The 18453-nt window shown below is 58.0% G+C and carries 18 protein-coding genes; 15 read left to right on the top strand and 3 right to left on the bottom strand.

Annotated features, from left to right (window positions below):
- The first annotated feature begins 197 nt into the window (after window positions 1–197).
- From BM347_RS08665 to BM347_RS08650, 4 genes are all read left to right on the top strand, one after another.
- Window positions 198–1247, top strand: a complete 1050-nt coding sequence (locus BM347_RS08665; protein WP_245764224.1) for a phosphoadenosine phosphosulfate reductase — start codon at window positions 198–200, stop codon at window positions 1245–1247.
- 91 nt (window positions 1248–1338) lie between these two features.
- On the top strand, window positions 1339–2379 hold the full coding sequence (gene pyrC, locus BM347_RS08660) for a dihydroorotase (protein WP_093916005.1): 1041 nt from the start codon (window positions 1339–1341) through the stop codon (window positions 2377–2379).
- An 86-nt stretch (window positions 2380–2465) separates the two neighbouring features.
- On the top strand, window positions 2466–3146 hold the full coding sequence (locus BM347_RS08655; RefSeq protein ID WP_093916004.1) for an orotate phosphoribosyltransferase: 681 nt from the start codon (window positions 2466–2468) through the stop codon (window positions 3144–3146).
- A 167-nt stretch (window positions 3147–3313) separates the two neighbouring features.
- On the top strand, window positions 3314–4813 hold the full coding sequence (locus tag BM347_RS08650; RefSeq protein ID WP_093916003.1) for a replicative DNA helicase: 1500 nt from the start codon (window positions 3314–3316) through the stop codon (window positions 4811–4813).
- Between the two features lie 38 nt (window positions 4814–4851).
- Here the strand turns inward: BM347_RS08650 and BM347_RS08645 are convergent, their stop codons facing one another.
- On the bottom strand, window positions 4852–5577 hold the full coding sequence (locus BM347_RS08645; RefSeq protein ID WP_093916002.1) for a sterol desaturase family protein: 726 nt from the start codon (window positions 5575–5577) through the stop codon (window positions 4852–4854).
- Between the two features lie 19 nt (window positions 5578–5596).
- The gene (locus BM347_RS08640; protein ID WP_093916001.1) at window positions 5597–6925 is read right to left on the bottom strand and encodes an alpha/beta hydrolase family protein; all 1329 of its coding nucleotides are present in this window, start codon (window positions 6923–6925) and stop codon (window positions 5597–5599) included.
- Window positions 6926–7257: 332 nt separating this feature from the next.
- On the opposite strand from BM347_RS08640, the gene alr reads away from it, so the two are divergent.
- The 4 genes from alr (at window position 7258) to BM347_RS08620 (ending at window position 10977) form a co-directional block, all read left to right on the top strand.
- Complete coding sequence (gene alr, locus BM347_RS08635) at window positions 7258–8292, top strand: alanine racemase (RefSeq protein ID WP_093916124.1); 1035 nt, start codon at window positions 7258–7260, stop codon at window positions 8290–8292.
- A 236-nt stretch (window positions 8293–8528) separates the two neighbouring features.
- Window positions 8529–8978 carry a paraquat-inducible protein A gene (locus BM347_RS08630; RefSeq protein WP_093916000.1) on the top strand — a complete coding sequence of 150 codons (450 nt, stop codon included), beginning with the start codon at window positions 8529–8531 and terminating at the stop codon, window positions 8976–8978.
- Between the two features lie 48 nt (window positions 8979–9026).
- The gene (gene radA / locus BM347_RS08625; RefSeq protein WP_093915999.1) at window positions 9027–10394 is read left to right on the top strand and encodes a DNA repair protein RadA; all 1368 of its coding nucleotides are present in this window, start codon (window positions 9027–9029) and stop codon (window positions 10392–10394) included.
- A 28-nt stretch (window positions 10395–10422) separates the two neighbouring features.
- Window positions 10423–10977 carry a CvpA family protein gene (locus BM347_RS08620; RefSeq protein WP_093915998.1) on the top strand — a complete coding sequence of 185 codons (555 nt, stop codon included), beginning with the start codon at window positions 10423–10425 and terminating at the stop codon, window positions 10975–10977.
- 239 nt (window positions 10978–11216) lie between these two features.
- On the opposite strand, the gene BM347_RS08615 is transcribed toward BM347_RS08620, so the two are convergent.
- The gene (locus BM347_RS08615) at window positions 11217–11912 is read right to left on the bottom strand and encodes a hypothetical protein (protein ID WP_093915997.1); all 696 of its coding nucleotides are present in this window, start codon (window positions 11910–11912) and stop codon (window positions 11217–11219) included.
- A 519-nt stretch (window positions 11913–12431) separates the two neighbouring features.
- Between BM347_RS08615 and purF the strand changes: the two genes are divergently transcribed.
- The 7 genes from purF to BM347_RS08580 all read left to right on the top strand — a co-directional run bounded on the left by purF (window position 12432) and on the right by BM347_RS08580 (window position 18417).
- Window positions 12432–13916, top strand: coding sequence for an amidophosphoribosyltransferase (purF, locus tag BM347_RS08610; RefSeq protein WP_093915996.1), 1485 nt, complete (start codon window positions 12432–12434; stop codon window positions 13914–13916).
- Window positions 13917–14121: 205 nt separating this feature from the next.
- The gene (locus tag BM347_RS08605; protein ID WP_093915995.1) at window positions 14122–14388 is read left to right on the top strand and encodes a pilus assembly protein PilZ; all 267 of its coding nucleotides are present in this window, start codon (window positions 14122–14124) and stop codon (window positions 14386–14388) included.
- A gap of 70 nt (window positions 14389–14458) precedes the next feature.
- A complete protein-coding gene (locus BM347_RS08600) occupies window positions 14459–14851 on the top strand; it encodes a hypothetical protein (protein ID WP_093915994.1) in 393 nt (130 codons plus the stop codon).
- Window positions 14852–14924: 73 nt separating this feature from the next.
- Window positions 14925–15578 carry an SDR family NAD(P)-dependent oxidoreductase gene (locus BM347_RS08595; RefSeq protein ID WP_093915993.1) on the top strand — a complete coding sequence of 218 codons (654 nt, stop codon included), beginning with the start codon at window positions 14925–14927 and terminating at the stop codon, window positions 15576–15578.
- A 72-nt stretch (window positions 15579–15650) separates the two neighbouring features.
- Window positions 15651–16436 (top strand): 5'/3'-nucleotidase SurE, encoded by a 786-nt coding sequence (surE, locus tag BM347_RS08590; RefSeq protein ID WP_093915992.1) that lies wholly within the window; start codon window positions 15651–15653, stop codon window positions 16434–16436.
- Window positions 16433–17092 (top strand): protein-L-isoaspartate(D-aspartate) O-methyltransferase, encoded by a 660-nt coding sequence (locus tag BM347_RS08585; RefSeq protein WP_093915991.1) that lies wholly within the window; start codon window positions 16433–16435, stop codon window positions 17090–17092. The genes surE and BM347_RS08585 overlap by 4 nt, the downstream gene beginning before the upstream one ends.
- 77 nt (window positions 17093–17169) lie before the next feature.
- A complete protein-coding gene (locus BM347_RS08580; RefSeq protein WP_093915990.1) occupies window positions 17170–18417 on the top strand; it encodes a LysM peptidoglycan-binding domain-containing protein in 1248 nt (415 codons plus the stop codon).
- Window positions 18418–18453: the final 36 nt, after the last annotated feature.

Below are 18453 nucleotides of genomic sequence, written 5' to 3'. Positions count from 1 at the left end.
AAGAGCCAAGGCAAGTTTGGCGAAAGATCGACCCTACTTACACCGCCCCCACATGTACGCCTTTGCGCGCAGCCGCAGCGAAATTGGCCCATTTTTGCCCTAAAGTCTCATGCATTTACCGCATTTATGCCGTATTGAACCGCTAACTTTGGTTAACAATGCAAAAAACGCGCATATTATCGAATAAGGACGCAACAATGATCGACGCACCTTTCACGATCGACGCCCCCCTGACAGGGCTGCAAAAAGACGACTGGTTGCTGGCCCTGTCCGAAGTCGCCGAGGAAGACGGTTTCTTTGAGAACCTTGGCGATGCGCATTACGCAATCTTTGTGGAACGCAAACCCACCTTGCTGGTGACATTCGAGACGGTAAATGGCATGCGCGCTTTGTCCGAGATGTCACATCCCTTGGGGTGGGAAATGGTGCGCAGCTATGGCTGGTCGCATCTGTGCATTGCCAGCGAAGGCGACACATGGTTTCGCGATCCGGCGGTTTATGATCGCTTTGACAAATTCATTGATGACGGATTTTTTGATAAATTCGAACGGGTTATCTTTTACGGTGCAGGGCCTGGCGGCTATGCGGCGGCGGCGTATTCGGTCGCGTCCCCCGGCGCGCAGGTTGTGATGATCCAACCCCAAGCCACATTGGACCCGCGGGTGACGGAATGGGACGACCGGTTTGTCGAAATGCGCCGCACCGATTTCACGTCGCGCTTTGGATATGCGCCGGACATGCTGGATGCTGCGGCACATGCCTTTGTTCTATATGATCCCAAAGTGACGTTGGATGCGATGCATGCCGCGCTGTTCACCCGGCCCAACGTGACCAAGTTTCGCATGGCCCATATGGGTGTCGCCTTACAAAGCGAACTATTGCAGATCGACCAGCTTGAAGCATTGCTCAAACTTGCGGCCGATGGCCAGTTGAATGCATCCAGCTTTGCCAAACTGTACCGCGCGCGGCGTGATTACCGCAAATATTTGAAGTCCCTGCTTGCCACCCTAGAGGCGCAGGATCGCAAGATACTGATCCTAAGCCTGTGCCGCTATGTGAATGCACGGATGCAAGCGCCACGGTTCTCTCGCCGGCAAAGAGCGATCGAAGCCGAGCTGAGACAAGAGGCAGAGGCACAAAACCCAGCCCCGGCGGAAGAGCCCGTCGCAGCCGTAGAAGACGCAACAGATCCTGCTGCAATGGCGCGTGATACCCCAGAGGTCTCTGACGACAGCGCGACGGCATAAGGCGCGACGCGTGTACGGGCCCCGCGTACAGCCTGCGGGGTAATTTTCATGCCCTCTGGCGCGGATCAGACCTCTGTGCTAGCTGATCGCCATGACACAGACACTGACGCTTCGACGCCCCGATGATTGGCACCTGCACCTGCGTGACGAAAATATGCTGCGCGCGGTGCTGCCGCATACCACGGCCCATTTCGCCCGTGCCATCATCATGCCAAATCTGGTGCCTCCGGTGGTGCGCGGTGCGGATGCAGCAGCCTACCGCGATCGGATTATGGCCGCCCTACCCGAAGGTGCCGATTTTACGCCTCTGATGACGCTGTACCTGACCGAGGATACCGATCCAGACGATGTCGCGGCGGCCCATGCCAGCGGTTTGATCACCGCCGTCAAACTTTACCCTGCCGGTGCAACCACCAATTCGGCCAGCGGTGTCACGGATTTCGACAAGGTCGCCCCTGTGCTGGAACGCATGGCAGAAATTGGCCTGCCCTTGTGTACCCATGGCGAAGTGACTGACCCAGCAGTTGATATCTTTGACCGCGAGGCCGTGTTTATTGAGCGTGTGATGGACCCGATCCGCAAACGTCACCAAGGACTTAAGGTGGTGATGGAGCATATTACCACAGCGGATGCCGCCGATTACGTAAGCTCGGCGCGCGAGAATCTGGGCGCGACGATCACCACCCATCATCTGGTCATCAATCGCAATCATATCCTCGCCGGGGGGATCAAGCCGCATTACTATTGCCTGCCTGTTGCCAAACGCGAAGCCCACCGGCTGGCGCTGCGCAAAGCGGCGACATCGGGCGATGCACGTTTTTTCCTCGGAACGGATTCAGCCCCCCATACGGATGCCAATAAATTGCTGCCCTGCGGCTGTGCTGGGTGTTTTACCGCGCCCAACACCATGTCGATCCTTGCGGAAGTGTTCGAACAAGACGGCGCGCTGGACAAGCTTGAAGGCTTCGCATCGCTGAACGGTCCTGCGTTCTACGGATTGCCCGCAAACAGCCAAACCATGACATTGACCCGCACGCCTGCCACATACCCCGACCACATAGACACGCCCGAAGGGCCTGTAACCGTGTTTGATCCGATGATGCCGCTAAATTGGAGCGCTGCTTTAGATTGAACGGCCATTGGCATAGACTTTATGCCTTCGGCGAGGATATTTGAAAGCCAGAGAAGCCATAGGCCCCCTAGAAGAAAGAGACCCAGATGATCCCGACCAGCTATCCCGATTCTACCGAAATGGCGCGTTTGACGGCGCGGATGCTGCTAGAGATTAAGGCTGTGCATTTTAACGCTGCAGAGCCGTTTACGCTGGCCTCGGGCCTTCCAAGCCCGACGTATATCGATTGCCGTAAGCTAATCAGCTATCCGCGCATTCGGGCGACCTTGATGGATTTTCTGACCGTCACCGTCATGCGCGAGGCCGGGTTCGAGGCATTTGACAATATCGCAGGCGGCGAAACGGCCGGCATCCCCTTTGCCGCGATGGTTGCCGAACGGATGGCCCTGCCCATGACCTATGTGCGCAAAAAGCCCAAAGGCTATGGCCGGAACGCGCGCATCGAAGGGGAAATGACCGAAGGCCAGCGTGTTTTGCTGGTCGAAGATTTGACCACCGATGGCGGATCAAAAATCAGCTTTGTCGATGCAATCCGTGAGACCGGGGCCACCTGTGCACATACGGCTGTGATCTTTTACTACGGCATCTTTCCGCAAACCGAAAAGACCTTGGGCGACCATGGCGTTAGCCTGCACAGCCTGTGCACTTGGTGGGATGTTCTGGCCGAGGCCAAAGCCCAAAAATCGTTTGATGCAGAAACCCTAAGCGAGGTTGAAGTGTTTTTGAATGCCCCCAAGGAATGGCAGGACGCGCGGAAAAAATCATAAAGCCCCTACCCCATCTGGTAGTTGGTCTATTATTTTCCGCAAAATGCTGTATGATTTGGCTACCGCAGGGTTATCCACAAGTTATACAATCTTATACAATTTGCAGCGGCCCTATCGGTTCGGTTAAGTCCGAGGTTCCGGGGCACAATCAGTGGGGTACAAGGTAAATGAACGAGATTTCCAGCATCAACACCAGTGATCTGACGGTTCAAGCACCCGAAACCATGCCCCATTCGATCGAGGCCGAGCAGCAACTGCTGGGCGCGATTCTGACCAATAACGATATCTACGACCGTGTCGCGTCGATCATCGGCCCCAAGCATTTTTACGACCCCGTTCACGCCCGGATTTTCGAAATTGCCAGCGCGCGGATTGCGAAAAACAACCTTGCCTCCCCCGTCACGCTCAAGGCGTTTATGGAGGATGACGAAGGGCTAAAAGAACTGGGCGGGCCCGCCTATCTGGTGCGTCTTGCCGGTGCTGCGATCAGCGCCTTTGCGGTGCGTGATTATGCGCAGATGATCTATGATCTGGCGGTGCGCCGCGATTTGATCCAGCTGGGCCGAGACATTTCCGCCAAGGCCGCGCAGGTCGACGTGATGTCAGAACCGCGTGAGCAGATCGTCGAGGCGGAACAGCAACTGTACAAGCTGGCCGAGCAAGGCCAGACAGAAAGCGGATTTCAAAGCTTTCTCAAGGCGGTCACGGATGCGGTTAACGTGGCCAACGCTGCCTATCAGCGCGACGGGGGCCTGTCGGGCGTCTCTACGGGCCTGATCGATATGGATAAAAAACTGGGGGGCTTGCACCGCTCTGACCTTTTGATCCTCGCCGGTCGTCCCTCGATGGGTAAAACGTCGCTTGCCACCAACATCGCCTTTAACGTGGCCAAGGCCTATCGCCGCGGCATCTTGCATGATGGCACCGAAGGCGCTGTAGATGGCGGCGTTGTGGGCTTTTATAGCCTTGAGATGAGCGCCGAGCAGCTTGCCGCGCGGATCCTGTCCGAAGCATCGGAGATCCCCTCGCAGCAGATCCGCTCAGGTGACATGACCGAAGTCGAATTCCGCCGTTTCGTGGATGCCGCCAAGGCGCTTGAGGCCTGCCCGCTATATATCGATGATACGCCCGCCCTGCCGATCAGCCAACTGGCCGCACGTGCGCGGCGGCTTAAACGGACGCACGGGTTGGATGTGTTGATCATCGACTATCTTCAGCTGGTGCGTGGCACAGGCAAAAGCGACAACCGTGTGAACGAGATTTCCGAGATCACCATGGGCCTAAAGGCCATCGCCAAGGAATTAGACATTCCCGTGATCGCCCTGTCCCAGCTGTCGCGCCAGGTGGAAAACCGCGAAGACAAACGCCCGCAGCTGTCGGATTTGCGTGAATCCGGGTCGATCGAACAGGATGCGGACGTCGTCATGTTCGTGTTCCGCGAAGAATACTACAAAGAACGCGAAAAACCCGGCGATCACGAGCTGGACAAGATGGCGATCTGGCAAGAAGAGATGGAGCGTCTGCACGGCCGCGCCGAAGTTGTGATCGGCAAGCAGCGGCACGGGCCGATTGGCACGGTCGATCTCAGCTTTGAGGGACGCTTTACCCGCTTTGGCAACTTGGTGAAGCCATGGCAAAACAACGATGGCGGCGATCAGGAGTTCTGATCCCACCGGCTCTGCCTTAATCAGCCTTTAAAATCAGATCACACCACCGCCGCGCGGGCAATCTCTGCGTCGGTTAGGCTGTATTTCGCCGCAAACCGGCCCCGCGCCGCAACAAGGCGCGGATCGTCGGGGCGCAGGCCCAAGGTACGGATAAATTCAATACGTTGCTGGTGTTTCAAAGCATCGCGGTCAATCGCGGTGCCCATTGCGCGGTCGATCACTTCGCCGCCGGGGCTGACGTGGAACCATTTGCTGAAGTCACGGAAATGATGCTGATTGTGCAGCGTGGTCACATAACGCTCAATCCGCGTTTTGGGCAGGTTCAAATGTGCTGTCATGTGAAACCATTCGTATGCCAGAAATGTCAGCACCCCGCCCACGGGCACAACGGCAACCGCGATCCAAAGCGCCTGCGCGACACCAAGCAGCGCCAAGACCGCCCATAAAGCCAAGCTGTTCACAACCAACATCGGCAAGGCGACCCAGATCGGGACGAAAAACAGCCGCGTGTTTGTGGGAAAATCATGGTGGCCGTAATGCGCGACATAAAGCAGATCAAACGCCCATTGCTGCTTGGGCGGCGGCAGGTGGAATACATAGCGGTGCAGATTGTATTCGTTCAGCATCTGCGCGCCGATCCCCAAGGGGACCAGCGCCCAAACCCAAACGGGGGCGTAAATCGTCAGCGCTATCACGCCAACACCGCACGCCACCGCCAATAGGGCGACGGCAGCGTGCGAAAACATGATGCGCAGTCGCGTCATCAGCTTTTCCTTTTCAGGTTTACTCAGGTGCTTTGACCTCAAAGCGTAAACCCTTGGCAGTGTCCTTGTCGAACCCTTTCCAATAGCTGTGATCTTCCTTGGGCGTGCCATCATCGTTCATGGACCACACCCCATCATTGGAATTCTCAACCAGATCAAGGTATTCGCCCGCGGTCGCGTCGCCCTTGAGGTAGTTATCCATCCAAGCGGTCACGAAATGCTGGGTGATGTTGTTCATGCGCGCCTGATCCCAAACCGGATCGGTGTAATGCGCCGAGACGTTAAAGCCCAATCCTTCGTCGTGGCGGTAGGATTCCGCAGGTGCCGGGATCGGTGCCGCCGCATTATGGCCCGCGTTTTCGAATGTCAGCAGGCTGCGATTGGTATTGCTCGCGTTTTCCCAGATCGCGCGGACACCTTTTTCATACAGCGATGTCATGTCTTGCGATCCGGCCATGAACAGCATCGGAATTTTGATGCCAGACAATCCTTCGGCATTCCAGAACCCGGTGTTCATGCCCCAAGGGCCAATCGCCACGGCGGTTTTGATGCGGGGATCGGGCAGTGCGTTATGCGTGTCAGTCCCGGCTTGGTGGATCGCCAAAGTCCCGTGCGGGCCGCCCCAGCTATAGGCGACTGAACCTTCGGTCACGCCACCACCAGAGGTGATAATCGCGCCATACCCGCCCATCGAATAGCCCACGATGCCAGCGGTATCGGCGTTAACCAAACCGTTCAGGAACGATCCGTCGTCAGCGGACAGCCGCGCCATTTCATCCAGCACAAACAACTGATCCAAGGACCGGTTAACCAATGTCGACCCGAACGCCGCCTTGGTGCGATAGGTCGAATCCGTGTGATCAATCGCAGCCACCACATAGCCTTTGGAGGCAATGTTTTCCGCAAGATGCGACATTAAAAAGCGGTTGCCCGGATAGCCGTGGGATACGATCACCAGTGGGTAAGCCGCACCCGCCGCCGGATCTGCATTGCGCATCGCCTGACCGTTCAGCGTGACTTCGGTTGTCCCATCGCGCAGATATGCGTTGAACGCGGTGTCGCCGGTGGCCCCATTGGCGGCCGGATACCAGACCTCAACCGCCAGCGGGCGATCATAGGTCGGCAGCGTCTCGGGCTTGTCTGCAGCGGGATCGATTGCAAGAATATTGATCTGGTCGGCATGAACCAGATCGATCTGGCGCACGCCAACCGCCATCTCACCATACGCGGCCAGTTCCGGCGCGTTGGGTAATTGCGTATCGACCCGGTTTTCCGCCCAAGCCATCGGCGCGGCGACGCCTGCAATGACCGTAACCGCGGGTATGAGTTTAGATCCTTTGAACAACATTGTTGGTTCCTCCCTTTTTGAACCGAGCACTTTGCGCACCCTGACTATTGTCAGGAGCAAGCTACCGAGTTCGTTTCATCCTGCAAGACAAACACGAAAATGCCGCTGCGGCACTACACAAGGCCACAAGGCAAGACCCGGCACCGATCGGCCCCCATAGTTTCTATGGCCCCCTTATCACCCATAGCATTGCAGTTTTATGTCTTGCCCGCGTGGCATAACATCTTTTCCCCCTCAAAGGGCCGCACCGATGCACCATAATCTGAGCGATTTCACGCGCCTCTTGCGGTCTGGTGCTTGACGCGGGCGCACATCCGGTCGAAACAAAAACCATGACAACAGCTAAGCTTACCATTGATCTCAAGGCGCTGACCGCCAATTGGCACGCGCTGAACCGCCTGAGCGGTTGTGAAACCGGTGCCGTCGTCAAGGCGAACGCCTACGGCTTGGGTATTGACCGCGTGGCCCCCGCCCTTGCTGCCGAAGGGGCACGCGAATTCTTTGTTGCCGTCGCCGAAGAAGGTGTCGCCCTGCGCCGCGTGCTGGGGTCAGGCCCCCGCATCAGCGTTTTTTCCGGCCATATGCCCGGTGACGCTGATATGATCGGTCAGGCCAACCTGACCCCGATGATCAATTCCGTCGATCAGATGATCGGCCATGTCGAAACCCTGCCCGGCCACCCCTTTGGCATTCAACTGAACACAGGCATGAACCGGCTTGGCATGGACCCTGCCGAATGGAGCGCGCTGCGCGACATCGCATTGTCGCAAAACCCGGTCATGGTCATATCCCATCTGGCCTGTGCAGATGACCCCGGCCATCCCATGAACGCCGCCCAGCTTGAAGTCTTCCGCGAGATGACCGCCGGCGTCGAGGTACCCCTGTCTCTCAGCGCCACCGGCGGCATCCTGCTGGGCAAAGACTATCATTTTGACCTGACCCGCCCCGGCATCGGGCTGTATGGCGGTTTGCCCTTTATCGATGCCCGCCCTGTGATCACCCTCGATCTGCCAGTCATTCAAGTCCGCGATGTGGATCAGGGGGATTCTGTCGGCTATAGCTGTGCGTGGACAGCGGCGCGCCCCTCGCAGATCGCTACCGTGTCTGGCGGCTACGCGGATGGCTTGATCCGCGCCATGGGCAGCGGTGCAACCCTGACGCATGAAGGGCGCAAGCTGCCCGTGGTGGGCCGCGTGTCAATGGATCTGATCACCGTAGATGTCACCGATCTAGACGATACCCCCGCGCAGCTGCAACTGATAGGCCAGCATCAATCCGTTGACACCATTGCGAAATTCGCCGGCACCATTGGGTATGAAATCCTGACATCACTTAGTGCGCGCTATGATCGGGTATATCTAACGTAATCTATCTTACGGCACTAGTGGCGCACATCGCCACAACCGGCATGCTGCCGCGAACTTGACCCCGCGTTGGTGGCCCTGATGCTCACCACCGCCCAAACGTCCACTGCCCGCGACGAACAGCTTCGGCCCTTCCTCTTCTCTGGCTCTTAAATATCCTCGCCGAAGGCACCGATCTGCATCCAGCAGATCGCAAAAATCAAATGGCGCGCATGCGCCTCCTGCCTTAAGACACCCCCATGCTACGCGCGCTGAACCTGTCCCTGCTCATCCTCTACCCCATCGCTTGGGCGGCACCACTGATGCGGGCGGGGGTGCTGCCGCTCTTTGGCCTAACTGAAATATCGGTTTTCAGCGGGGTTCGCGCGCTTTGGGCATCTGACATTTTTCTGGCGCTGGTCGTGACAGTCTTTGCCTTCATCGCACCCTACCTGAAAACCTTGGGGCTGGCCTTGGTGCAATTCAACCTGCTCGGCCCACGCGCACTGCCCGCGCTGGCAGTCGTCGGCAAACTCGCCATGGCCGATGTGTTTTTGATCGCGCTTTATATCACGCTGGCCAAGGGCATCGGCTTTGGCCGGATCGAAGTGGCTTGGGGGCTTTATCTCTTTACCGGTTGCATCCTGATGTCCCTGTGGATCGCCCGGAAAACTCAACAAAACCAACCCGCGCAAGAAGCCGCCACCTAAACTATTCTTTTGCTTTGACCTTGCCCGCGCTGTCGGCCAAAAAGGCGCATGGCAAAAACCCCCGTCACATTTTCATGCACGTCTTGCGGTGCGAGTTTCAACAAGTGGTCCGGTCGCTGCGATGGCTGCGGCGAATGGAACACCATTGAGCAAGACAAAGGCATCTCCGCCGGCCCGCCCAGCAAAACACTGGGGGCCAAACGCGGCTCGGCCATGGTGCTCACCGACCTGACCACCAAAGAATCCCCGCCGCCGCGCAGCCAGTCCGGCATTGCCGAACTTGACCGCGTTCTGGGCGGTGGGTTGGTGGCGGCATCAGCCATTCTGGTGGGCGGTGATCCGGGCATCGGGAAATCCACCCTGCTGTTGCAAGCTGCCGCGCATTTTGCCCGCAGCGGGTTAAAAACGATCTATGTCAGCGGCGAAGAAGCCTCCGCACAAGTGCGCATGCGCGCGCAGCGGTTGGGCCTGACGGATGCGCCGGTAAAACTGGCCGCTGAAACCAACCTGCGCGACATCCTGACCACACTCGAGGCCGAGCGCCCTGATCTGGCGATCATCGATTCCATCCAGACCATGTGGGCCGACAACGTCGAAAGCGCGCCCGGTTCGGTGTCGCAGGTCCGTGCCTCGGCGCATGAGCTGACCAATTTCGCCAAACGCACCGGCGTGTCGGTGATCCTTGTCGGCCACGTCACCAAAGACGGCCAGATCGCAGGCCCCCGCGTCGTCGAACATATGGTCGATACCGTGCTCTATTTCGAAGGCGAACGCGGCCACCAGTTCCGCATTCTGCGCGCCGTCAAAAACCGCTTTGGCCCTGCGGACGAAATCGGCGTGTTCGAGATGACCGGCCAAGGGCTGGCCGAGGTTACCAACCCCTCCGCGCATTTCCTGTCTGAACGCGGCGAACCTGCCGCAGGGTCCGTGGTGTTCGCGGGTATCGAAGGGACGCGGCCCGTTTTGTGCGAATTGCAGGCGCTCGTTGCCCCCTCGCCCCATTCGCAGGCGCGGCGCACGGTTGTGGGCTGGGACGGCGGACGTCTGGCGATGATTCTAGCCGTGCTCGAGGCGCGCTGCGGCATCCCATTTGCCGGGCTTGATGTTTATCTGAACGTCGCAGGCGGCATGAAGATTTCCGAACCCGCCGCCGATCTGGCTGTGGCCGCCGCCCTGCTCAGCGCCCGCGAGGACGTAGCGTTGCCTGCGGAAACAGTTGTTTTCGGGGAAATAAGCCTGTCAGGTGCCCTAAGACCCGCCACTCAGACGGAAAATAGGTTGAAAGAAGCGCAAAAACTTGGTTTTACCAGCGCCATTGCGCCCGCAGGTGGAAAACCCGTGGGCAAAAACGGCATAACGCTTAACACCATGAGCGATCTAACCGGATTTGTAGGCGAAATATTCGGGGCTGGCTAACCGCCCCCACAAGGAAGGCAAAACGATCATGGAAGGTTTTACCATCATTGACGGGGTTGTGGCGCTTGTCATCGTCCTGTCTGCGCTTTTGGCATATAGCCGCGGTCTGGTCCGCGAGCTGATGGCCATCCTCGGCTGGATCGCCGCCGCCGTCGTGGCATTTCTATTCGCGCCCCAAGTCGAACCGCTGGTGTCCGAGATCCCGGTCGTGGGCGAGTTTCTGGCCGACAGCTGTGAATTGTCCATCATCGGCGCATTTGCTATCGTCTTTGCCATCGCCTTGATCGTGGTATCACTGTTCACCCCGCTGTTTTCGTCGCTGGTGCAACGGTCGGTGCTGGGCGGCCTTGATCAGGGGTTTGGATTTCTGTTCGGCGTCGCGCGCGGCATCCTGCTCGTGGCGATTGCGTTCTTTGTCTATGACACCGTGATCACCGGCCAGACCTATACCATCGTCGACGAAAGCCGCTCTGCCCAAGTGTTTGGCAAGTTCACCGGCCAGATCGAAGAGCAAAACCCCGAAGAAGCCCTTGGCTGGATCACATCCCGCTACGAAGCCCTCGTCGGCAGCTGCGGCGAATAACGCTTGATATAATTAGACGACGCAAAAGGGCCGCCCCGTGAATAGGGCGGCCCTTGGTGTTTGTGCTTGATCGGCTTGCCATACGGGGGGCTATTCGCGCTTTGAGGGCTTTGCACAAATGTGCCGTATCTTAGATGGCTGCTGTGCGGACGGAGCCGACCTTCAATACGGTCACGTCAATGTCCGGTTTAGCGAACCGTTCAAGAAACGGTCGCCTTTGAACGGTTCCCAGCAATCTCCTAATGCGTCGCTTCGCCAAAACGCCATGTAGCAACTGTATTATTTACGCGGCTAACAACGATGGTCATATCTGCTTCAGGAAAGAAGAAAGCATCGTGGAGGTTCAACGTAGAAGCAGATTTCTCGAACGGCCCCATCCTTTGAACAAACTGGTCTTCGTTCCAAGCCGTGCCAACAGAAACGTTCTCCATAACCCATTTTTGTGCAACATTACGTTGATCGGCTTGGTCTCTGTTTTCGCCTGATCCGCTTAGGGTGACATCAACCGCACCAATGATTTCGTGCTGGATGGTTTTAGCTTGTTCCGTCCCATTTTCCGCACCCCAACGAGGATAGAATGTGACATCTGCTGTGTACTCGCCAGATGGCAGATTTTCAGGCCTACCATCAAGTTCGATAGTTTGCTCGGGCGACGTTAATTTTATACGCTCGGACACGCCAATGAAGGTGTCTGTTGGCGCTAGACCCTTTGCTGAAACACCCGCCATAACTTCCACAGGGAGGGGTATGTTTGTTGTCACAACTAACGACACAACATAATCGCTAATTGGCGTTGCCTGAACCGAGATGAAATAATCAGTAGGGTCTACATCCGTTATAATGCCGTCAGTATTCGGCGTCTCAGAAGCGCTGTAAAAATTATAGGCAACAAAACTGGCAATCACCAATCCAACAACTAAAAAAACGTTTTTCAATGAACTGCCCTCACATACATTTCTGTTGAATACTCGATACGGAATTGATGGTCTACCCTAAGTTGAGAATGTGTTCCAAAAACACTCCTTTTGGGAGCAGACTCAAGATACCCCGATTGACGCTGCCAAAAACCCCGTTCAAAACCCATGCAGTTGTTGAAGGTTTTTGGTCGCTTTCATGATAGCTGACGTTCCTTCAAAACGCAGCATCCGTCAGTCTGGGCTCTTTCCAGCCATTCGCTACATTCTCCATAAACAATCATTGCGCGCGAATTGCACCGAACAATGCATATACCACCGGAGAAGCACCGTCCCCCGCAATCCCGCCCCAATTCGGGCGCGGCACCTTACTCATCCCCCACCCTTCCCACACGCAAAAGTTGCGACCCACCCCATATCACGACTGTGCCACCCTTTTAGGCGTCTCATAATGTGACAGCGGGGTGACAAGCTCCGTTCAAGCGCCTACATAGTGCGTGTCTTCTTCCCGGAATCGGAGCTGCCCCGTTGTCCAAGATCATGCCTCCCGCACATCCTTTTGACACCTCGTATCTACGAGACGCCGATGACGGCGATAAACTGAAAGAGGAATGCGGGGTTTTCGGCGTTGTCGGTGTCGCCGACGCATCGAACTTTGTGGCCCTTGGCCTGCATGCGCTGCAACATCGCGGACAAGAGGCCGGCGGCATCGTCAGCTATGATCCGACAGACGGTTTTCAATCTGCGCGCCGCTTTGGTTATGTGCGCGATAACTTTACCTCGCAAAAGATCATGGAAACCCTGCCCGGCGAATTGGCCATCGGGCATGTGCGCTACTCCACCTCCGGCAATAAAGGCCCGACCGCGATCCGCGATGTGCAGCCGTTTTTTGGCGAATTCGCCATGGGCGGTGCGGCGATTGCCCATAATGGCAACATCACCAATGCCAACGCCCTGCGCCGCGAGCTGATTGAACGCGGCTCGATTTTCCAGTCGTCCTCGGACAGTGAATGCATCATCCATTTGATGGCCCGGTCCTTGCAGCGCAATATTCCCGAACGCATGGAAGACGCCCTGCGCCGGGTTGAGGGCGCGTTTTCCGTTGTCGCCATGACCCGCACCAAGCTGATCGGCGTGCGCGATCCTTTGGGCGTGCGCCCGCTGGTATTGGGCAAGGTCGGTGACGGCTGGGCGCTTAGCTCGGAAACCTGTGCCCTTGATATCATCGGTGCCGATTTCGTCCGCGAGATTGAGCCCGGCGAAATGGTCGTGATCACCGACAAAGGCGTTGAGAGCCATTTCCCCTTCCGTCGGTTGGAACCACGGTTCTGCATCTTTGAACATGTGTATTTCAGCCGCCCTGACAGCATTCTGGGTGGCCGCTCTGTATATGAAACCCGCGAGGCAATCGGCCGCGAGTTGGCCAAGGAAAGCCCGGTCGAGGCTGATCTGGTCTGCCCCGTGCCGGACAGCGGCACCCCTGCGGCCATCGGGTTCAGCCTGCAATCGGGCATCCCTTATGCCATGGGGATCATCCGCAACCAGTATATGGGCCGGACATTTATTGAACCCACCGAACAGATCCGCAACATGGGCGTGCGTCTCAAGCTCAACGTGAACCGTGCGCTGATCAAGGGCAAGCGCGTTATCCTGGTCGACGATTCGGTGGTGCGCGGCACGACCAGCCGAAAGATCAAGGAAATGATCCTTGATGCCGGTGCCAAGGAGGTTCACTTCCGCATCGCCTCGCCTCCCACCGCATGGCCATGTTTTTATGGTGTCGACACGCCGCAGCGCGAAAAGCTGTTGGCAGCAACCATGTCAGAAGAAGAAATGCGCGATCATTTGCAAGTCGACAGCCTGAAATTCATTTCAATCGACGGGCTCTACCGCGCCGTGGGCGAAACCGAAGGCCGCAACGACGAATGCCCGCAATATTGCGACGCGTGCTTTACGGGCGATTATCCCGTCAGACCTGCGGATCAGATCGACAAGGGTTTTGAAATGAAACCCGCCGCCGAATAGGCGTACCCGCCCATTATCAGACATCTACAGCACAGAGGTTCATGCCCCTGCGCTGTTTTGCGTAGGATACGCGTGGCAAAGCTTTGCCGACGTCTTAGGCTGGTCTTTGCTTGCTGCGGCAACGACGCCTTCAGCTCCAGTCCCCGCTTTGCTAACAGCTTTGAAATACCCGCCGCCCTTATCATGGCGCACAAGAAAGGCTGACATGTCCACAGACGAAATTGGCACGCCGACCCCGGCCAAAGTCATTGCGCTCGCGACCCAAAAAGTCGCCCTGCCCGCCGTGTCCCTCATCGGGATTTTCGGCAGCGTGACAGATCCCGGGGCGTTGGTGCGTGAACGCAATGGCAAAATCAGGCGTGTTAAACTGGGCGACCCGATTGCGGGCGGCACGCTCGCTGCGATCAGCGACAGCGCCATCGTGATTGGCATCGGCCAGAAAGCCAAAGTTTTGCAGCTTCCCGCGTCTTAAGGGCATAGGTCGCCGCCGATCCGCCGCAGCCGCACTTGATCGCCTGGCCCGTCACGTGCAACCTGCAAACATGACCAACCCGTTCGACAGTACAATCGCCCCATGGCCCGCCGCAGCACGCAATCAGTTTTGCGACATGCGCGCGCTTATCCTCAAGGCCGCACAAGACGCAGATGTGGGCCCCCTCGACGAGAGCCTCAAATGGGGGCAACCGGCATGGCGACCAAAGCGCGCGCGCCAAGGCAGCACGCTGCGGCTGAACTGGCAAGACAGCGCACCGCAAACCCTTGCACTGTATGTCGATTGCAAAACGACGATCAGCGCCATCATACGCGACATCTATCCAACCGAATTTATCTACGAAACCAATCGCGCATTGCGCGTGACGATCGGCGCGCGCTTGCCCGTTCAGGCCATTGACCACCTCTCGCGGCTGACCTTTACCTATCACCGCAAAGGTTAACGAGGCACGGCCATCGACCCCAGGGCCAAGCGCCCCCTTGACGCGGCGCATTCCCCCGCGCATATCCCCACCCATGACACAAAAAACTGCATTGATCACAGGCGCCTCGCGCGGCCTTGGGGCTGCTTTGGCCGAAGCGCTCTGCGACACCCACCACATCATCGCCGTGGCCAAAACCACCGGCGCGCTCGAGGAACTGGATGACCGCATCCAAGCCCGTGGCGGCAGTGCCACCTTGGCCCCCATGGACATCACAAACGCCGATGCCATGGCGACCCTGTGCCGTGGCATTTATGACCGTTGGGGCAGCCTTGATCTGTGGATGCACAGCGCGATCCACGCAGCCCCCCTTGCCCCCACCGATCATATCGATGTCAAAGACATGGCAAAATCCGTGGCCTGCAACATCACCGCCACTTCGACCCTGATCACCTATGTATCGCCCTTGCTGGCGCAATCGGGTCAAGCGGTGTTTTTCGACGATCCGGTGGTCGGATCCAAGTTCTACGGGGCCTACGGTGCCACCAAAGCAGCCCAAATCGCCCTTGCCAGATCATGGCAGGCCGAGGCCGCCAAAATCGGTCCGCAGGTTCACATCATGACACCCGCGCCCATGCCCACGGCAACCCGCGCACGGTTCCATCCCGGTGAATCCCGCGATGATCTGGCCAGCCCCCACATCCAGGCGGCTGACATTTTAGCCGCTCTGTCCGCTTCTCTGGCTTAAAAATATCCTCGCCGAAGGCTCCTGCCTTGCCGCGCCCACATCCCTCGCTTATCAAGGCGCAAAGGGGATATTATGCGCATTCTAATTACCAACGATGATGGCATCCACGCACCGGGCCTCAAGACGCTTCATGCCATTGCCACCACCATTGCAGGCCCCACGGGCGAGGTCTGGACAGTCGCCCCCGCCTATGAACAATCCGGCGTGGCCCATTGCATCAGCTATACCCGTCCAATGATGGTTGAACGGATCGGCAAACACGCGTTTTCTATCGAAGGCAGCCCCGCCGATTGCGTTTTAGCCGCCCTGCACGATTCAATGAAAGACAGCCCTCCAGATCTGGTTCTGTCAGGCGTCAACCGGGGCAATAATGCTGCTGAAAACGCAATGTATTCCGGCACCATCGGTGGCGCGATGGAAGCCGCGCTTCAAGGTATTCCAGCCGTTGCCATGTCGCAATATTTTGGCCCGGCCAACCGCGTTCTTGACGACGCCTTCGAGGCCGCGGCAGAGCATGGCGCGGATGTGATCCGCCGCATTCTCGACGCCACGCCGGCGCATATTGACGGCTACCGTTTGTTTTATAACGTTAACTTTCCGCCCACTGCAGCCGCTGACGTGCAAGGTATCCGCCTCGCCCCCCAAGGGATCCGCAGCGAGACCAGTTTTTCCACCACCCCGCATGTCTCGCCCCAAGGGCGTCGGTATTTATGGATCCAAGGGGCCGACCAGCAGATACCGACGGCGGCCCACACCGATGCGGCACTGAACCTGAACGGCTATATTACCGTGACCCCCATGCGCGCCGACTTTACCGCCCATGATAGCTTCGCCTCCCTAGAAGCCATCAATACATGAACGAAGAAGAGGACATCTCGGCCGCGGAACGCAAAATGCAATTCCTCTATGCTTTGCGCTCGAAGGGCGTGACCGACGCCCGTGTTCTTAACGCGATGGAGCAGATCGACCGCGGTCCCTTCATCCGTGGCCTGTTCGCCGCGCGCGCCTACGAGGATATGCCCCTGCCCATTGCCTGCGGGCAGACCATCAGTCAGCCATCCGTTGTGGCTCTGATGACCCAAGCGCTTGAAGTCTCGCCCCGCGATAAGGTGCTCGAGGTCGGCACCGGTTCCGGCTATCAGGCCGCGATCCTCAGTAGGCTTGCGCGCCGGGTCTATACCATCGACCGCCACCGCAGGCTGGTCCACGAAGCCCGCGAAATCTTTGAAGCGCTTGATTTGACCAATATCACGGCCATTGTTGGCGACGGCAGCTTTGGCTTGCCAGAACAGGCCCCTTTTGACCGCATCATCGTGACCGCCGCCGCAGAGGACCCCCCCGGCCCCTTGGTCGCACAGCTGAAAATCGGCGGTATTATGGTGGTGCCCGTTGGCCAGTCCGACGCCGTGCAGCATCTGATACGGGTGCGTAAGACCGAAACCGGGCTCGAGTATGATGAACTGCGCAAGGTGCGCTTTGTCCCTTTGCTTGAAGGAATGGGCAAAGACGGCTAAATGCTGTATAGACAGGGCAACTCCAGACCACATGGAGACCAAAGACGAAACGTCGTGCAAGACATGAGGACGAGCAGATGATCCATCCGATGGCGACCCGAACCCTTAGGTTGACGGTTCTGGCAGGAAGCAGTGCGCTTTTGCTGGCCGCATGTGAGCGGCCCCTTGATTTCGATCTGCGCGGCGGTTTCGGTGATGGTTTCACCACAGCCGACGCTGCAACCGGCCCACTTGCGGTCAGACCGATGCCCGACAATCGCGGTGTGATCTCTTATCCGAACTATCAGGTCGTGGTCGCCCGCCAGGGCGACACCTTGAACGACGTGGCCAGCCGGGTTGGTACCGACGCCGATGCTTTGTCACGCTACAATGGCATCGATCCAAACGTCCGCTTGCGCAAAGGCGAGATTATCGCCCTTGAAACCCGCGTCGCGGAGCCATCCCCCGCAACCGGCGCCTCTGGCACCGGCCCGATCACCACACAAGCCGTTGATATTCAGACACTTGCAGGCAGCGCAATCAACCGCGTGCCTGAATCCTCCAGCGTGCAAACCGCCGCCTTGCCTGCCGCGCAAACCAGCGAAAATCCCCTTAAGCAGACCGGCCGCGAGCCTGTGCGCCATCGGGTCGAACGGGGCGAGACCGCCTATACCATCGCGCGGCTTTATGCCGTGCCCGTCGAAACATTGGCGGAATGGAATGGTCTGGGGGCCGATTTCTCGATCCGCGAAGGACAGTTCCTGCTGATCCCCGTCCCCCAGCAAGCCGCGCCAACCCGTGAGACCCCTGTCGCAACCGCGACGGCCACGCCGGTGACCACAACATTGCCCGGTGCCGGATCGCCAACCCCCACCCCGCCGAGCGCCGCAAAACCGCTGCCGCCCGCCGAACCACCCGCGCCCAAACCCGCTGCAACCCAGCCCGCCCCCGCAGAGCCGGTGGCAGATGTTGGCAAAACCACGAAACCCACAACGGCTGGCCGCATGACCCCGCCGGTTCAGGGAAGCATTATTCGCGCCTATTCAAAGGGTAAAAACGAGGGGATCAATATCAAGGCAGCCCCCGGTACCACTGTTAAGGCAGCAGATAGCGGCACTGTCGCTGCAATCACGAAAAGCGCCGAAGGCATTCCGATTGTCGTGGTCCGTCACCCCGATAACCTGTTGACCGTTTACGCAAATGTCACTGATGTCAGCGTTGCCAAGGGCGACAGCGTGTCGAAAGGCGCACCCATCGCCAAGCTGCGCAGCGGCGAAGATGCTTTCGTGCATTTCGAAGTCCGCAACGGCTTTGACAGCGTTGATCCATCACCCTACCTGAACTGATCCGCTTCCCGATGTCCTAAACAGGGCGAAGGGGTC

The organism is Sulfitobacter marinus (assembly GCF_900116285.1).
GTDB classification, from domain to species: Bacteria; Pseudomonadota; Alphaproteobacteria; order Rhodobacterales; family Rhodobacteraceae; genus Sulfitobacter; species Sulfitobacter marinus.
This window is presented reverse-complemented; position numbering and strand designations above follow the sequence as displayed.

Coding starts and splice junctions, on each gene's coding strand:
- BM347_RS08665 (WP_245764224.1), top strand. CDS start 198: ATGATCGACGCACCTTTCACGATCGACGCCCCCCTGACAGGGCTGCAA.
- pyrC (WP_093916005.1), top strand. CDS start 1,339: ATGACACAGACACTGACGCTTCGACGCCCCGATGATTGGCACCTGCAC.
- BM347_RS08655 (WP_093916004.1), top strand. CDS start 2,466: ATGATCCCGACCAGCTATCCCGATTCTACCGAAATGGCGCGTTTGACG.
- BM347_RS08650 (WP_093916003.1), top strand. CDS start 3,314: ATGAACGAGATTTCCAGCATCAACACCAGTGATCTGACGGTTCAAGCA.
- BM347_RS08645 (WP_093916002.1), bottom strand. CDS start 5,577: ATGACGCGACTGCGCATCATGTTTTCGCACGCTGCCGTCGCCCTATTG.
- BM347_RS08640 (WP_093916001.1), bottom strand. CDS start 6,925: ATGTTGTTCAAAGGATCTAAACTCATACCCGCGGTTACGGTCATTGCA.
- alr (WP_093916124.1), top strand. CDS start 7,258: ATGACAACAGCTAAGCTTACCATTGATCTCAAGGCGCTGACCGCCAAT.
- BM347_RS08630 (WP_093916000.1), top strand. CDS start 8,529: ATGCTACGCGCGCTGAACCTGTCCCTGCTCATCCTCTACCCCATCGCT.
- radA (WP_093915999.1), top strand. CDS start 9,027: ATGGCAAAAACCCCCGTCACATTTTCATGCACGTCTTGCGGTGCGAGT.
- BM347_RS08620 (WP_093915998.1), top strand. CDS start 10,423: ATGGAAGGTTTTACCATCATTGACGGGGTTGTGGCGCTTGTCATCGTC.
- purF (WP_093915996.1), top strand. CDS start 12,432: ATGCCTCCCGCACATCCTTTTGACACCTCGTATCTACGAGACGCCGAT.
- BM347_RS08605 (WP_093915995.1), top strand. CDS start 14,122: ATGTCCACAGACGAAATTGGCACGCCGACCCCGGCCAAAGTCATTGCG.
- BM347_RS08600 (WP_093915994.1), top strand. CDS start 14,459: ATGACCAACCCGTTCGACAGTACAATCGCCCCATGGCCCGCCGCAGCA.
- BM347_RS08595 (WP_093915993.1), top strand. CDS start 14,925: ATGACACAAAAAACTGCATTGATCACAGGCGCCTCGCGCGGCCTTGGG.
- surE (WP_093915992.1), top strand. CDS start 15,651: ATGCGCATTCTAATTACCAACGATGATGGCATCCACGCACCGGGCCTC.
- BM347_RS08585 (WP_093915991.1), top strand. CDS start 16,433: ATGAACGAAGAAGAGGACATCTCGGCCGCGGAACGCAAAATGCAATTC.
- BM347_RS08580 (WP_093915990.1), top strand. CDS start 17,170: ATGATCCATCCGATGGCGACCCGAACCCTTAGGTTGACGGTTCTGGCA.